Annotated in this window: 12 protein-coding genes and 1 tRNA gene; 11 read left to right on the top strand and 2 right to left on the bottom strand. The window is 66.1% G+C overall.

The genetic code is table 11. The features are described 5' to 3' along the window. From Q0741_RS03620 to Q0741_RS03600, 5 genes are all read left to right on the top strand, one after another. A partial coding sequence (locus tag Q0741_RS03620; protein ID WP_298231830.1) for an AAA family ATPase occupies positions 1-1,460 on the top strand: 1,460 nt, incomplete at its 5' end. 158 nt (positions 1,461-1,618) lie between these two features. After that, on the top strand, positions 1,619-3,226 hold the full coding sequence (nadB, locus tag Q0741_RS03615; protein ID WP_298231829.1) for an L-aspartate oxidase: 1,608 nt from the start codon (positions 1,619-1,621) through the stop codon (positions 3,224-3,226). A 98-nt stretch (positions 3,227-3,324) separates the two neighbouring features. Continuing rightward, positions 3,325-6,831 (top strand): AAA domain-containing protein, encoded by a 3,507-nt coding sequence (locus tag Q0741_RS03610; protein ID WP_298231828.1) that lies wholly within the window; start codon positions 3,325-3,327, stop codon positions 6,829-6,831. A gap of 157 nt (positions 6,832-6,988) precedes the next feature. Further along, complete coding sequence (locus tag Q0741_RS03605; RefSeq protein WP_298231827.1) at positions 6,989-7,564, top strand: hypothetical protein; 576 nt, start codon at positions 6,989-6,991, stop codon at positions 7,562-7,564. 21 nt (positions 7,565-7,585) lie between these two features. Next, a complete protein-coding gene (locus Q0741_RS03600) occupies positions 7,586-7,891 on the top strand; it encodes a hypothetical protein (RefSeq protein ID WP_298231826.1) in 306 nt (101 codons plus the stop codon). 100 nt (positions 7,892-7,991) lie between these two features. On the opposite strand, the gene Q0741_RS03595 is transcribed toward Q0741_RS03600, so the two are convergent. Next, positions 7,992-8,648 (bottom strand): two pore domain potassium channel family protein, encoded by a 657-nt coding sequence (locus tag Q0741_RS03595; RefSeq protein ID WP_298231825.1) that lies wholly within the window; start codon positions 8,646-8,648, stop codon positions 7,992-7,994. Positions 8,649-8,787: 139 nt separating this feature from the next. Then, positions 8,788-9,900: a quinolinate synthase NadA gene (gene nadA / locus Q0741_RS03590; protein ID WP_298231824.1), complete on the bottom strand. Its 1,113-nt coding sequence runs from the start codon at positions 9,898-9,900 to the stop codon at positions 8,788-8,790. Between the two features lie 146 nt (positions 9,901-10,046). On the opposite strand from nadA, the gene Q0741_RS03585 reads away from it, so the two are divergent. The 6 genes from Q0741_RS03585 to Q0741_RS03560 all read left to right on the top strand — a co-directional run bounded on the left by Q0741_RS03585 (position 10,047) and on the right by Q0741_RS03560 (position 14,943). Continuing rightward, positions 10,047-11,330, top strand: coding sequence for an MFS transporter (locus tag Q0741_RS03585; RefSeq protein ID WP_298231823.1), 1,284 nt, complete (start codon positions 10,047-10,049; stop codon positions 11,328-11,330). Then, positions 11,327-13,060, top strand: coding sequence for a thiamine pyrophosphate-binding protein (locus tag Q0741_RS03580; RefSeq protein WP_298231822.1), 1,734 nt, complete (start codon positions 11,327-11,329; stop codon positions 13,058-13,060). The genes Q0741_RS03585 and Q0741_RS03580 overlap by 4 nt, the downstream gene beginning before the upstream one ends. Positions 13,061-13,165: 105 nt before the next feature. Then, entirely contained in the window at positions 13,166-13,585 is a 420-nt protein-coding gene (locus tag Q0741_RS03575; protein WP_298231821.1) for a hypothetical protein, read from the top strand. Between the two features lie 70 nt (positions 13,586-13,655). Beyond that, on the top strand, positions 13,656-14,162 hold the full coding sequence (rraA, locus tag Q0741_RS03570) for a ribonuclease E activity regulator RraA (RefSeq protein ID WP_298231820.1): 507 nt from the start codon (positions 13,656-13,658) through the stop codon (positions 14,160-14,162). Positions 14,163-14,287: 125 nt separating this feature from the next. Beyond that, positions 14,288-14,364, top strand: a tRNA-Pro gene (locus Q0741_RS03565). A 99-nt stretch (positions 14,365-14,463) separates the two neighbouring features. After that, positions 14,464-14,943 carry a thiosulfate oxidation carrier protein SoxY gene (locus Q0741_RS03560; RefSeq protein ID WP_298231819.1) on the top strand — a complete coding sequence of 160 codons (480 nt, stop codon included), beginning with the start codon at positions 14,464-14,466 and terminating at the stop codon, positions 14,941-14,943. Positions 14,944-14,950 lie beyond the last annotated feature (7 nt).

Below are 14,950 nucleotides of genomic sequence, written 5' to 3'. Positions count from 1 at the left end.
ACATCACCGACCGCTTCCTGCCCGACAAGGCCATCGACCTGATCGACGAGGCCGCGGCCAAGATCAAGATCGAGATCGACTCCAAGCCCGAGGCCATGGACCGGCTGGACCGCCGGCTCATCCAGCTCAAGATCGAGCGCGAGGCGGTCAAGAAGGAGAAGGACGAGGCCTCGCAGCGCCGGCTGGGGCTGATCGAGGACGAGATCTCGCGCCTGGAGCGCGAGTACGCCGACCTGGAGGAGGTGTGGAAGAGCGAGAAGGCCACGGCCCAGGGCTCGGCGGCGCTCAAGGAGGAGATCGACAAGATTCGCTTCCAGATCGAGGAGCTCAAGCGCAAGGGCGACTTCAACAAGGTGGCCGAGCTGCAGTACGGCAAGCTCCCCGAGCTGGAGAAGAAGCTCAAGGAGGCACAGGCCAAGGAGTCCGGCAAGGCCGCGAGCAACCGGCCGACGCTGCTGCGCACCATGGTGGGCGCCGAGGAGATCGCCGACGTGGTGTCGCGCGCCACGGGCATACCGGTGTCCAAGCTGATGCAGGGCGAGCGCGACAAGCTGCTGCAGATGGAAGCGAAGCTGCACGAGCGCGTGGTGGGGCAGGACGAGGCCATCCGCGCCGTGGCGGACGCCATCCGGCGCTCGCGCGCGGGCCTGTCGGACCCGAACCGGCCGCTGGGCTCGTTCCTGTTCCTGGGCCCCACGGGCGTGGGCAAGACCGAGCTGTGCAAGGCGTTGGCGACGTTCCTGTTCGACAGCCCGGACCACATGGTGCGCATCGACATGAGCGAGTTCATGGAGAAGCACTCGGTGAGCCGCCTCATCGGCGCGCCGCCGGGCTACGTGGGCTATGACGAGGGCGGCTACCTGACGGAGGCCGTGCGGCGCAAGCCTTACTCGGTGATCCTGCTCGACGAGGTGGAGAAGGCGCACCCGGACGTGTTCAACGTGCTGCTGCAGGTGCTGGACGATGGGCGGCTGACCGACGGCCAGGGCCGCACGGTGGACTTCAAGAACGCCGTGATCGTGATGACCAGCAACCTGGGCTCGCACCTGATCATGCAGATGGCGGGGCAGGACCCGGCGCTGATCCGCGAGGCGGTGTGGTCGGAGGTCAAGACGCACTTCCGGCCCGAATTCCTGAACCGCATCGACGAGACGGTGGTGTTCCATGCGCTGGATCAGGCACACATCGAATCCATCGCCAAGATCCAGCTGCGCGCGCTGGAGCAGCGGCTGGAGAAGATGGACATGAAGCTGGACATCTCGCCGGCGGCGCTGGCGGAGGTGGCGAAGGCGGGCTTCGACCCGGTGTTCGGCGCGCGCCCGCTCAAGCGCGCGATCCAGCAGCGCATCGAGAACCCGGTGGCCAAGCTGATCCTGGAGGGCCGCTTCGGCCCGAAGGACGTGGTTCCGGTGGACGTGTCCGAGAGCGGCGAGTTCAGCTTCGGGCGGACGGTGCACTGAGCCTCACTGAAGCCGATGGAAGGGCCGGGTGACCGGCCCTTTTTGTTTGCCTTGAGCTTGCGTTGCATCCGCACGGGACGATGGCTGTGGCTTGTGCTAACGGGTGCGCATGGGGCGCTTCGTAGAATCGACCCTCTTTGCAATACCCGCACTGCGTGATGAACACCACTTTCGATGCCCAGGCCGCTCCCGTCGTCATCGTGGGGGCCGGGCTGGCCGGCCTGGCCGTGGCGCTGCACCTGGCCGAGGAGCGCCCGGTGGTGGTGCTGGCCAAACGTGACATCCACGAGGCCGCCACGGCCTGGGCACAGGGCGGGATCGTCGGGGTGCTGGGCAAGGACGACAGCATCGAGAGCCACGTGCACGACACGCAGGAGGCCGGCGCCGGGCTGGTGGACGAGCACACCGCGCGCTTCATCGCCGAGAACAGCGCCCGTGCCGTCGAATGGCTCGTGCAGCAGGGTGTGCCCTTCTCGCCCGACCCGAAAGGGCCGCTGGGACTGCACCTCACGCGCGAGGGCGGACACGCGGTGCGGCGCATCGCGCACGCGGCCGACGCCACGGGGCAGGCGATCCACGACGCGCTGCTGGCGCGCATCCGCCAGCACCCGAACATCACCGTGCGCGAGCGCTGGATGGCGCTGGACCTGATCACCTCGCGCCACCTCAAGCGCGACGAGCCCACGCGCTGCTACGGCGTCTATGCGCTGGACATCGAGAGCCAGCACGTGGAGACGCTGGCGGCCTCGGCGGTGGTGCTGGCCACGGGCGGCGTGGGCAAGGTGTACCGCTACACCAGCAACCCCGAGACCGCCACCGGCGACGGCATCGCCATGGCGTGGCGCGCCGGGTGCCGGGTGGGGAACATGGAGTTCATCCAGTTCCATCCCACCTGCCTGTACCACCCGCAGGACCGCGCCTTCCTGATCACGGAGGCGCTGCGCGGAGAGGGGGGGCATTTGAAACTGCCCGACGGCACGCGCTTCATGGCGGCGCACGACGCGCGGCTGGAGTTGGCACCGCGCGACGTGGTGGCGCGTGCCATCGACTTCGAGATGAAGAAGCACGGCCTGGATCATGTGTGGCTGGACGCCACGCACCTGGGCGCGGATTTCCTGAAGGAGCATTTCCCGACCATTTACGCCCGGCTGCTGACGCTGGGCATCGACATCACGACGCAGCCGATTCCCGTGGTGCCCGCGGCGCACTACACCTGTGGCGGCGTGGTGACGGATTTGGATGGCCGCGCCGACATTCCCGGCCTCTACGCCGTGGGCGAGACGAGCTACACCGGGCTGCACGGCGCCAACCGCCTGGCGAGCAATTCGCTGCTGGAGTGCGTGGTGGTGGGCCGCACCTGTGCCGAGCGCATCCAGCAGGAGGCGCCGAACAGCCTGCCCGAATTGCCGGCCTGGGACGAAAGCCAGGTGGAAAACGCCGATGAGCAGGTCGTGATCAGCCACAACTGGGATGAATTGCGGCTGGTGATGTGGAATTACGTCGGCATCGTGCGCACGAATAAGCGGCTGGAGCGGGCGCTGCACCGCATTCACCTGCTGCGCTCGGAGATCGACGAGTACTACGCGCATTTCCGCGTGACGCGGGATCTGCTGGAGTTGCGCAACCTCGTGGAATGCGCCGAACTTATTGTTCGCTCAGCGTTGAAGCGGCATGAGTCGAGGGGGCTGCATTTCTCGCGCGATTATCCATATTCGCTGCCGGTGAGTTTTCCGACCGTGTTGATTGGGGATCATCGGCGGAATTGAACCTCTGCCAGGGACACGGGCTGGTCCAAGCGGAATATCCGGTGCAACGAGGGACTGAACCGGAGCGCTGACCAGCCCCGGCGCAGTGAAGCAACAGAATGCCCAATTCAAGCGGCCAGCCCCCTGAAAATGATAGCGGGCGCATCCTGCGCTTCTGGCACCAGGTCGAATTCTTCCTCCCCTTCGACCTGCAGCAGCAGGTGCTGGACGCCGACGATGCCGACTGGGCGGTACGCGGCTTGTCGCTGGCCGAATTGCAAAGCTCCAGGCTGCCCTTGTGGCGGCCTATTCCACCGCCCGACCGCAGGCTCACCGGGTTCGACGTGTACCTGGGCGTTTTTGACAAATGCGTGCTTGCCCAGGTCACGCGCTCCGTGGTGAACGAGGACTTGGCGCCCGCGGAGAAATTCGAGGAGGAAGAGCGCGCGGAACTGGAGGGCGCGACATGCATTGCGAAAATCCGGGTCGGGCTTTCGGGCGAGCCTTTTCTGGACGACGTTTCCATATCCACCGCACCTTGGGCCCTGGGGCGGATTCAGGGCGGCACCTGGTCGGCGCTTGATTTCGAGGCATTTCAACAGGGTGTCGAAGAGCTCAAGACCGGATTGAAGCAGTTTCGCGCCGCACGCCAGATTCCTGACAACAGGCCGGACCTGGATCTGGATTCGCCCGACGAAGATCCTGCGGCAACGGGTCCCGCGCCCTTGTCGGGCCAGGATCTCTTCGACCTGCTGGCGATGTTCGAAGACTGGGCGGGATTCAGCGCCAGCGCCATCGCGCAGCGAAATGCGATGCTGGTGGTCGTTCGCGCCCTCAGTGTGGAAAAGTCGGCAAGGAAACAAAATGGATTTTCTACCACGGCGGCAGGGGCGGCAGAGGTCAATGGCCGTGGTGGAGCCGGTAGTGAAACGGATGAAGAGGATGCCGACACGGTGGCGGAGGGGGAGGACGACATCCAGGTCGATATTCTCAACAGCTTCTTCGCCACCGATATTGCGCGCGCCATCAACACCGTCGAACAGGGTGGATATTGTCCCACGCTCAAGGCCTATCTGAACCCGTTGCCGCCGGAAAAACGGCTGGACCTCTACCAGCCGGAAGGCCGCAAGCATATTCAGCACATGCTCGCACCCACCTTCATGAACCAGGGCCATTGGCCCGATGAGCCGGCGCAGGGCATGAGCTTGATGCAGCAGTTTGCCATCAACAGCCTGCTGCAAAATGCCGAAGAGGGAAGCTTGTTTTCCGTCAACGGACCACCGGGTACGGGCAAGACCACGCTGCTGCGCGACGTCTTTGCGGAGCTCGTGACGCGGCGCGCCCGGGTATTGGCAGGGTTTGGCAGCGCCCGCGATGCTTTCAACGGCACAGTGCCGGTTGAATTCAACCAGGGAAGCGATTGCCGGGTTTCGACCTTGCGCGAGGAACTGACGGGCTTCGAGATGGTGGTCGCGTCATCGAACAACGCCGCGGTCGAAAATATCTCCCACGACATTCCCAAGGCCAAGGCTCTGGGCAGGAGCGCCTGGCGCGACACGCGGGGCCATGCCAGGATCGGGTATTTGCAGTCCGTCGCTCACAATATCGCGGCGCGCAAAGCCAGGGGCGATTATGCAAAGCTCAAGCTGGATGATGCCCCCTGGAGCCTGATGGCCTGCGCCCTGGGAAATGCCCGCAATCGACGCAGTTTTGCCTATAGGCTTACCGCCGATGGCAGTACTGCCGACATTCCGCCTAGAGGATTTGACGCGAAAATCCACCAGTCGCTTTGGACTTGGCGCAAGGGCTATCGCGGAGCCACGTTTGCCGAGGCCCGCCGGGCATTTCTGAAAGCCGAGGCGGCGGTAGCTGCGCGCGTTGCCCTGCTGCAGCGCTACGCCACGCTGCAAACCCGGCTGGGCGGGAAAACGCAAGAGAATTTCTGTGCGGCAGTGCAGGCGAGCGTGGCGCAAGCCCGCTCAGCGCTGGAGGCGGCACAGGCGGAGCTTGGCACCGTCAGCGCCGAACTGGCCGGATGCGAGAAACAGCTTGCGCTGCTGCGCGAAGAAGCACGGCTGATCGAACAACTCATACCGCCCTGGTGGGTGCGCTGGTTTCGGCGTGCCCGTCATCGGCAGTGCCAGGCCGATTTGAATACCAACCGGAAAAACCAGCTTGCATGGCTGGAACGGCAGCGCGCTGCGGAGTTGCGGCATCAGGCGGCACAAGATCAGCTGAGTAAAGCCACCGCAGCCGAACGCCAGGTACAAACTGAACTGGCGACAAGGCAGCAGGAATGGCAAGCGCTGCACGACGAGTGGAAAAACTTGGCGGTTGATTTTCCGCAGGCCGCTTGTCCCGAGTCACCTGAAGATTTGGAGCAGGACTGCTGGCAAATCCGGGGATTGTGGCGCGATGAAATTTTGAACCGGCTGCGCTCCGAACTGTTCGTCGCGGCGCTGGGCCTGCATGAGGCGTGGCTGGCCGAGGTGCTGAAGAACGGCGGTGGTTTTGGCGGCAATCTCGTCGCCATCAGCCAGCTGCTGTCGGGCAGGCGTTTGCGCTGTCCCGCGCATGCGCTGGCCATCTGGCAAAGCCTGTTCATGATCGTGCCGGTCGTTTCAAGCACCTTTGCTTCCATCGCTCGCCAGTTCCGGGAATTGGGACCTCATTCCCTGGGCTGGCTTTTCATCGACGAGGCGGGGCAGGCGGTACCCCAGGCGGCGGTGGGCGCGCTGTGGCGTGCGAAACATGCCGTCATCGTGGGCGACCCCTTGCAGATCGAGCCGGTATTCACGGTGCCGATCAAGCTCATCGAGGCCCTGGCGCGCGGATGCGGGCTGCCGGCACGGGCCGGCGTGGAACCGCACCGGGTATCCGTGCAAAACCTCGCGGACGCGGGCAATGCCTTGGGAGCCTGGATTGATGGCGGAGATAGGCCGCAATGGATTGGCAGCCCATTGCGCGTGCACCGGCGTTGCGTGGACCCCATGTTCACCGTTGCCAACACGATCGCCTACCAGGGGAAGATGATTTACTTCGACCCTGTTCAACCTATTCCACGCCAGCCGCCTTCGGACAGCCTGGACCTTGGGCCCAGCGCCTGGGTCCGCATGGGCGGCAAGGCCAGCAACAAGCAGGTCGTGCCGCAGCAGATCGAATTGGTCTGCCAAGCGGTGGCGGCCTTGTACGAGCGGATCGGCGAATTGCCCGCCCTCTACGTCATTTCACCGTTTCGCCGCGTCAAGGAGGCGCTGACGCGGCAATTACAGGATCCAAGATATTGGCCCGCGCGGCGTCCATCGAAATCTGCATTGCGCAGTTGGTGCAAGACGCAGGTGGGCACCGTCCATACTTTCCAGGGCAAGGAAGAAAGCCTGGTGCTGATGGTGCTGGGCTGTGATGAGCAAACCCGTGGCGCGGCGGCATGGGCGGCGGGCAAGCCCAATCTGTTCAACGTGGCCCTGACCCGTGCCAAGCATCGATTTTTCGTCATTGGCGACGACACGATCTGGTCGGAGCTACCGTATTTTTCAGATGCTCACGAGGAGCACCTTCCGCGCATCGGTCCTGAGGAATTCCTTGAGCGCGTGCGCGATGTGGAAGCTTGGCGAAAGCGGCCCTGAACCCATGGCGAAGCGTGAAAACTGCCTCACTTTCGAGGCCATCATCCTTGATGGTGTCATCGGGCCGCCGCTGGATGTGCTTCGTTGTCCGCAAGCTGGCCCATGATGGCAGGCTTGGCTTGATGGCAGTCTCATCAATCAACCGAATGTCCCGGACATGAACATTCTCATCTGCGGTGCCATGCGAAGTGGCAAGACGGCGTTGGCCGAGTCCATGGCCAAGAGCCTTGGATTTTCCTACCTGCCCAGTGACAGCCTGGTGCTGGCCTTGCGGGAGTCCTTTCCCGACACTGCCATCGGCGCACCCGGCAAAAGCCTGGACGAGTTATGTGCCAGTTTTGCTCCGTTCCTGGAGAAACTGCTGCTGCAACTCGGCAAGAATGGCCGTATGAGCTACGTCATCGACGGGCATTTCATCCGGCCCCAGGACGTGAAGCGTTTCGGCACGAATTGCAGGGCGCTGTTCCTGGGCTATCCGGGTGCGGTGCCCGAGGCCCGGGTGGAACAGTTGCGAACCTACGGCAAGGTTTATGACTGTTTCACGAACAAGATCGACGACAGCGAATTGTTGAGTCGCGTCACGCGCTGGGTGGAGCATAGCCGGGCCTTGCGCAAGGAATGCCTTGAAAACCAGGTGCCGTTTCTGGACGTGATCGGGCAGGACGGGAGCTTTTGCAATATCAGCCTGGAACAGGCGCTGAAGGCCATGGGCCTGGTGCCGGTGCCGGGGTGAATCGCGGGTTTGAACGGCCGTATGGAACTGCTGCTCATTCTCGTGGTCGGTGGCTTGGCCGCCTGGTTGATGCGCCCGCTGCGGGATTGGTATGTACTGGAGGTGCAGGACGCTTCGGGCGCGAGCCTTGGAAAAACAGTGTTTACCCAGCTCGACGCCGCGGAGCAGGCTTTTCAGCAGGCAGTAGCCAAAGAGGCTGGGTCTGGCGCCCCCCGAGTGATTTATCTCTGGCATGCCGAGGCACGCAGCCGAAAGGAAATTCTGAGTGGGCAACTGCCTGAAGGAAAACAGGTTTCTCTGGTGAGGACCGAGAGAGTCACCGCCTGAGTTGAGGCTGCGTTGCCGCAGGCGTGGATCCCGGTTTTCGCCGGGATGACGACATTTTCTCTTCGGCCTGTATTCCGAGTTGAAGGCTCGGCGCATGGTTTCATTTCCTCGGCTGCATCGTGAACCCGATCAGCCGTGCTACGACGGTGGCGAGGTACATCAGCCCCGTCATCATTTCCACGCTGGCAATGGCGCGGGCGTGCGCCGATACCGCCACAACGTTGCCCATGCCGGTGCTGGAGAGCAACGCAAAACTCAGGTGGTTCAATTCGGACCATGTCTTCGCCACGGAAGACGGGTCGGTGGAAAAGGCATTCGGCTGCAGCGCCTGCGTCATCACGAACAAGTGCGTGAAGGCCCAGACGAAAAGAGTGAAGGTGGCCGCGGCCGCATACAGTTCGTCGGTGGTGGTGCGGTAGTCCTCCATCATGTAGGCGATGAGGCTGCCGGCGGCGTAGAAATAGAAAATGGCCTCCAACCCAGAGGACCAGGCCAGCAGATAAGGCATGTCCGCGCTCATCTGCAATATCAGAAGCACCACCACCGGAGCACCGACCAAAATGCTGACCCCGGTCCAGCCCGGCGTGCGCCGGACCATGTTGGTCGTCATGATCAGCACGAAGATGCCGAATATGTTGAAGATGGCGTGGCTGTGAGGTGTATTTTCGATGAAGGGGCCCAGCAACACGCCCAGCAACTGCACGATCAGCAATATCGCCGAAGGGTGGCGGCGGGTGCGGACGAGGAAGCGCTTCATCATCGGGACGGCTCCTTGACTCGTTTCGCCTGAGTATGTGCCGGTCGCCGACGGCTCAGGCCATCCAGCGCAAAAAGCAAAACGCCCGGGCCAGCCAAGCCGCCCCGGGCGTTTTTCTAAAGGGAAGGGCGCGTGAGCGTCAGGCCGCGCCGATGTTCTTCACGAAGCCCCGCTGCGGCTGCGCCAGCGCATGCGGGTTCTTGACCACGAAGTCCAGCATGCGCTCGATGCAGCCCGCCGCCTGTGTGCGGATGGGCTCCGGCACGGTGATCTCGCCCACGCCCTTTTCCAGGCAGTCGATCACGCCCTGCAGCGCGTTCATCGCCATCCACGGGCAGTGCGCGCAGCTCTTGCAGGTGGCGCTGTTGCCGGCGGTGGGTGCTTCCAGCAGCGTCTTGCCCGGCGCCAGCTGGCGCATGCGGTGCAGGATGCCGTTGTCGGTGGCGACGATGAAGGTCTGCTGCGGGCCTTCCACCACGGCCTTCAACAGTTGCGAGGTCGAGCCCACCACGTCGGCCTGGGCCACCACGCTCTTGGGCGACTCGGGGTGCACCAGCACCAGCGCGTCCGGATGCTCCTTCTTCAGCAGCTCCAGCTCGATGCCCTTGAACTCGTCGTGCACGATGCACTCGCCGGTCCACATCAGCATGTCCGCGCCGGTCTGCTCCTGGATGTAGCGGCCCAGGTGCCGGTCCGGCGCCCACAGGATCTTCTCGCCCTGGCTCTTGAGGTGCTCGACGATGGCCAGCGCGCAAGAGCTCGTGACCATCCAGTCCGCGCGCGCCTTCACCGCGGCGCTGGTGTTGGCGTAGACCACCACCTTGCGGTCTGGGTGCGCATCGCAGAAGCGGGCGAAATCATCGGCGGGGCAGCCCAGGTCCAGCGAGCAGGTCGCGTCCAGGTCGGGCATCAGCACGCGCTTGTGCGGCGAGAGGATCTTGGCGCTCTCGCCCATGAAGCGAACGCCGGCCACCACCAGCGTCTGGCTGGCGTGGTCGCGGCCGAAGCGCGCCATCTCCAGCGAGTCGGCCACGAAGCCGCCGGTCTCCAGCGCCAGGTCCTGCAGGTCGCCGTCCACGTAGTAATGCGCGACCAGCACGGCGTCGTGCTGCTTCAGCAGTGCCGCCGCGCGCGCCTTGCGCTCGTCGCGCTGCGCCGGCGTCAAGGCCTCGGGCACCTTGGCCCAGGCATGGGCAACGCAGCTTTCACCGCTGGCGTCCTGGCGGGTGTAATCGAAAAGCACCTGGCTCATGGATGTACGGGGGATCGGCCGCGGGCGCGGCCCAGGGGTTGGGGATTGCAATCGGGGGCGATGGTAGCCCACGGATTGGGCCTGATGGCGCCAGGCGGTGGGATGCCGTGCCGGCGCGAGTTGTATACGGTCGCTACCATGCCCAAATGAATGCTTCTCGCTCCGAAATCAAGGCGGACGCGCTGTCGCCGTCTCGGCGCCACAGCGACGTGCGAACCATCACGCTGGTCGGCCTGGCGCACGGCAGCTCCCACTTCTGCCACCTGCTGCTGCCGCCACTGTTTCCCTTCTTCATCCGCGACTTCGGACTGAGCTACGCCGAGCTGGGCCTGGCGGTAACGCTGTTCTTCGCCATCTCCGGCATCGGGCAGGCGCTCTCGGGTTTCCTGGTGGATCGCGTGGGCGCGCGGCCGATCTTGTTCGCGGCACTGGGCTCCTTCATCGCGGCGGCGCTCACCGCGGCCAGCGCGCAGGGCTACGGCGGGCTGCTGATCGCGGCCGCGCTGGCGGGCCTGGGCAATGCGCCGTTCCACCCGGTGGATTTCACGATCCTCAACAAGCGCGTGTCGCAGCCCCGGCTGGGCCACGCCTTCTCGGTGCACGGCATCAGCGGCAACCTGGGCTGGGCGGCGGCGCCGGTGTTCCTGCTGGGGCTGACCGAGCTCACCGGCTCCTGGCGCTGGGCCCAGGTGGGCGCGGCGGCCGTAGTGGCGGCCGTGATGCTGCTGCTGTGGTGGCAGCGCCAGGCGATCGACGACAGCCTGGGCGCCTGGGGCCATGAGAAGGCGGCCGCCAAGCCGGGCGCGGCGGCGCTGAAGGAAGAGCATCCGCTGGCCTTCCTGAAGCTGCCCTCGGTGTGGCTGTGCTTCTCCTTCTTCTTCTTCTCCACCTGCGCGCTCAGTGCCATCCAGAGCTTCGCCAGCCCGGCGCTGCACCAGATGACGGGGCTGCCGGTGTCCACGACCTCGCTGGTGGTGACGGGCTTCATGCTCTGCGGCGCGGCCGGGATGGTGGTCGGTGGCTTCCTGGTGGCGCGCACCGAGCGGCTGGAGAAGACCATCGCCGTCTGCCTGGTGGTTTCCGCGGCGCTGCTGCTGCTGGTGAGCACGGGTGCCGTGTCCGGGATGGCGGCGCTGGTGGTGGTGTCGCTGGCCGGTCTGGGTGTCGGCCTGGCCGGGCCCTCGCGCGACATGCTGATCAAGCGCGCTTCGCCGCCGGGCGCCACCGGGCGCGTGTATGGCACGGTGTATTCGGGACTGGACCTGGGCTTCACGCTGGCCGCGCCGGTCTTCGGCTGGCTGATGGACCGCCACATGAGCGGCGCCGTCTTCCAGGGCGCGGCGCTGGCGCTGCTGGCCGGCGTGGTGTCGGCGGCGGCGGTGGGCTTGCGCGTCATGCCGCGGCGCGCCGCCTCGGGAGCCGCCGCATGAGCGGCGCGGGCGAAGAAGCACTCCAGAACACCCACCCGGGCGGCCACCTGCTCGTTGAAGCCCTGATCGAGCAGGGCGTGGATACGGTCTTCGGCGTGCCGGGCGAGAGTTTTCTGGCGGCGCTGGACGGCTTCCACGAGCGGCGCGACGCGATTCGCTTCATCGCCTGCCGCCACGAGGGCGGGGCGGCCTTCATGGCCGAGGCGCAGGGAAAGCTGACCGGGCGGCCGGGCGTGTGCTTCGTGACGCGCGGCCCCGGTGCCACCAACGCCGCCATCGGCGTGCACACCGCGTTCCAGGACAGCACGCCGCTGCTGCTGCTGGTGGGCCAGGTGGCGCGGCACCAGCGCGACCGCGAGGCCTTCCAGGAGCTGGATTTCCGGCAGGTTTTCGGCCCCGGCACCCTCGGCATGGCCAAGTGGGTGGCGGAGGTGGACGACGCCAAGCGGCTGCCCGAGTACGTGGCCCGTGCCTTCCATGTCGCCATGCAGGGGCGGCCCGGGCCGGTGGTGCTGGCGCTGCCGGAGGACGTGCTCAGCGGCCCGGCCGCCGCGCCGCTGCTGCCGCGCGTGGAGCCGGCCCAGGCCTGGCCCGCGCCGGGGGCGCTGCGCGAGCTGCGTTCGCTGCTGCTGCAGGCCCGGCGGCCCTTCGTGATCGCCGGCGGCAGCGGCTGGACGGCGGAATCGGCACAGGCGCTTCAGCGCTTCGCCGAGAACTGGAACTTGCCGGTGGGCTGTGGCTTCCGCTTCCAGGACTGCTTCGACAACCGGCATCCGAACTACGCGGGCGACGTGGGCATCGGCATCAACCCGCGCCTGGCGCAGCGCGTGCGCGAGTCGGATTTGCTGGTCGCCGTGGGCGTGCGTCTGGGTGAGATGACCACCGGCGGCTACACGCTGATCGAGCCGCCGCGGCCGAAGCAGAAGCTCATTCACCTGCACCCCGGTGCCGAGGAACTGGGCCGCGTCTATGCCGCCGACCTGCTGCTGCAGTGCTCGCTGGCCGCGGCCGGCAAGGCGCTGGAGACGCTCACCGCGCCGCCGCAGTTGCCCTGGGCGGACTGGACGGCCTCGGCGCGCACCGACTTCGAGGCCAACCGGGTGCCGCCGCCCGTGGCACCGCTGGACATGGCGCAGGTGGTGCTGGCCATCGAGCGCCTGGCGCCGGCGGACAGCCTCTATACCAACGGCGCGGGCAACTACAGCGGCTGGCTGCACCGCTACCTGCGCTATCGCGGCCTGCAGCACCACGGCCGCACGCAGCTCGCGCCCACGGCGGGCGCGATGGGCTATGGCTTGCCGGCGGCGGTGGCGGCGGCACTGCTGTATCCGCAGCGCACCGCGATCAACCTCGCGGGCGACGGCGACTTCCTGATGACGGGGCAGGAACTGGCCACGGCCATCGCCTACGGCGCCAACCGTGGCGCGGGCCGGCTGGTCAGCATCGTGGTGGACAACGGCACCTACGGCACGATCCGCATGCACCAGGAGCGCCACTACCCGGGGCGGGTGAGCGGCAGCGACCTGTTCAACCCCGACTTCGCCGCCCTGGCGCGCAGCTACGGCTGGCGCGCGGCGCGGGTGGAAACCACGGAGGCCTTCGAGCCGGCGTTCCTGGAAGCCTTGTCCGAAGGGCCGCCGATGCTGCTGCACCTGAAGCTGGACGCCGAGGTCAGCACCAGCCGCAGCACGCTGGCGCAGATCCGGGAGGCGGCGCTCAAGCGCCCTTGAACCCAGGAAAAACGGCCGCGTCATGCGGCCGTTTGTACGGTGTCCGGCGCTGGCGCCGGACTCAGTGCGCCGTCACTCTTCGCGACGTTGCTGGGAGCGGTCCTGTTGCGAGCCGGACTGCTGCCCGCGCTGGCTGGATTGATCCTGCTGACCCTGGCGCTGGCTGGACTGATCCTGCTGCCCACTCTTCATGCCGCCTTGGGTCTGCTGCTGCATGCCGCCCTGGCTGGCCTGGTCCTGCTGGCCGCTGCGCTGGCCCGACTGGGACTGCTGCCCCGACTGGCTGCCCAGGCCCCCTTGACCTTGCTGGCCCTGGCGCTGGCTGTCCTGACTTTGCTGACCTTGCCGTTGGCCCTGCTGGCCTTGCTGGCCCTGCTGGTTGCCTTGTTGGTTTTGTTGGCTCTGGTTGCGGTCCTGACTCGTCATGTTGACTCCTTGGTAGTCATCAAGGCCGGCGGAATTGCCGGCACAAGGACTACGGCAAGTGAAGTGCCCGCAAACAAGCGGTCCACGCGCGCAGCGTGACGCCGGACCGGGGGATGGCGTGCCCATGCTAGGCTGCCGCGCGTTTTGGAAAGCCCCGGGAGGAGCCCCTATGAACGACCCCATCAAAACCTTCAATACCTGTGACATTTGCGACGAGCGCAAGGCGCAGGCCGGCGACGCGCTGCGCGTGCTGCCGCCGGTGTTCCGCGACTTCGGCGCCATCAATGCCTTCAGCGGCCCAGCCGTGACCGTCAAGTGCTTTGAGGACAACACGCTGGTGAAGGCCGCCTGCGACAGCCCGGGCGAGGGCAGAGTGCTGGTGGTGGACGGCGGTGGCTCGCTGCGCCGCGCGCTGCTGGGCGGCAACCTGGGCCGCGCGGCAGAGAAGAACGGCTGGGCCGGTGTGATCGTGGACGGCTGCGTGCGCGACGTGGCGGAACTGGCGACCTACCGCATCGGCATCCGCGCGCTGGCCTCGCTGCCGTTGCCCACCGAGAAGCGCAACGAGGGCCAGCGCGATGTGGCGGTGATGATCCAGGGCGTGCCGGTGCGCCCGGGCGACTGGATCGTGGCCGACGCCGACGGCACGCTGGTGCTGTCGCAGCCGCCCCAGTAATCCGCTGCCTGGCCGTGCCGGTGCGACCTATGTGCTGCGCTGGCGCGGTGAAATCAGTTCAAGCCCATGTCGGGCCACCCCATGCGCGCCTGAAGGCCGCGGCGGGCGGCTACAATATCCCTCTTCGGGGTGTAGCGCAGCCTGGTAGCGCAACTGCTTTGGGAGCAGTGGGTCGGATGTTCGAATCATCTCACCCCGACCAATTTCTTCAATGCCATCAATGCCTTGGAAAGCTTTCCGCAAGAAGTTTCCAGGGCTTTTTTATGGGCGCCACGCCAGTGCGCGCTCCCTCCAGGGTGGGATGGACAAAGCGATGTGGGCTTCGCGGCGCCGTTTGCTGAATTCCGCGGCGCGGGTGCTGGGCTTGTTCGTGCTTGCCGGCGCCCTTCCCGGGCATGAAGCCCGCGCTCAGCTCGACGCCTGGGATGCCGCCTTCGCCAACCGCGATTTCAGGAGCGCCCTGCGCGCGCTGGGCGGCGAGGGCGCCGCGGCGGATGGGCAGGTGCAGCTCGATGGTCCGGATATGGCGGAGAACGGCGCCGTGGTGCCCTTTACCGTCACCACGGCGCTGCCGGGCGTGTCGCTGATCGCGCTGCTGGTGGAACACAACCCCGGACCGCTGGCTGCGGTGTTCGCGCTGCCGCCGGGTACCGAGGCTTTCATTTCCACCCGGCTGAAGATGGCCGAGAGCTCCACCGTGCACGCGCTGGTGCGCGCCGAGGGCGGGCTGTTCCTGGCGCGGCGCCCGGTGCGCGTGATCCAGGGCGGCTGCGCCGGCTGAAGAGGGA

The organism is uncultured Azohydromonas sp. (genome assembly GCF_937926365.1).
Taxonomy (GTDB): Bacteria; Pseudomonadota; Gammaproteobacteria; order Burkholderiales; family Burkholderiaceae_C; genus Azohydromonas.
This window is presented reverse-complemented; position numbering and strand designations above follow the sequence as displayed.